The following is an 807-nucleotide window of genomic DNA, read 5'->3' on the forward strand; positions in this document are numbered from 1 at the left end:
GGTCACGAACGGGTAACGGAGGGCACCCGGACCAAACCCTCCCGGGGAGGGTCGCGAATACATGACATCGGGCAAACGCCCAACGAACACCGATCGAGTGTTCACCCTTCATCCATCAAAGGATAAGCAAATGCGTAAGTTCTCCAAAGCAACCGTGGCTCTCAGTGCCGCCGGCCTCCTGATCCTCGGAGGCGTCGGAGCCGGCGCCGCCGCCAACGCGGCCCCCTCCATCCACACCGTCTCGTCGTCGTCGACGAAGATCCCCGCCCCCGTCGCGGCAGTCCCCGAGGTCTTCGGCGGCAACACCTCCGTCGCCCTCGACAGCGACTTCCTCGCCGCCCTGAAGTCCCTCGGACTCACCCCCTCCACCGAGGGCTCCGCCAAGCTCAGCGGCTCCGACATCTCCTTCCCGATCACCGGCGGCTCCGTCGTCTACTGGTCGCCCGACGGCAAGTACCGCCCCTACGTCCAGGGCATCCTCGAGCACGACGGATCCGGCCTGAACCTCAAGGCCGGCTCGACCACCGTCACCCTCGAGAACTTCACCATCAACCCCGGCAACTCCAAGCTCTACGGCGACGTCCTCGTCAACGGCAAGGTCGCCGTCACCCAGGCCAACATTTTCAGCCTCTGGGGCGGAACCCTCAAGCCCCTCTCGGTCGACGGCAACGTCGGCACCCTCACCGGCACCACCGTCCACATCTCTTCCGACGCCGCCAAGCTCCTGAACTCCACGTTCAAGACCGACGCCGTCAAGCCCGGACTCCTCGTCGGCACCGCCACCATCGCCGCCCAGATCGCCGAGTA

The 807-nt window shown here is 65.9% G+C and carries 1 protein-coding gene; it reads left to right on the forward strand.

What is annotated here, in order from left to right; translation table 11 throughout:
• Positions 1–130: 130 nt before the first annotated feature.
• Positions 131–807 (forward strand): hypothetical protein (locus AC07TY_RS17985; protein ID WP_494786216.1); only part of this gene is annotated, 677 nt, incomplete at its 3' end.

The sequence above is a fragment of the Frondihabitans sp. GW821-FHT04F02 genome (assembly GCF_059420045.1).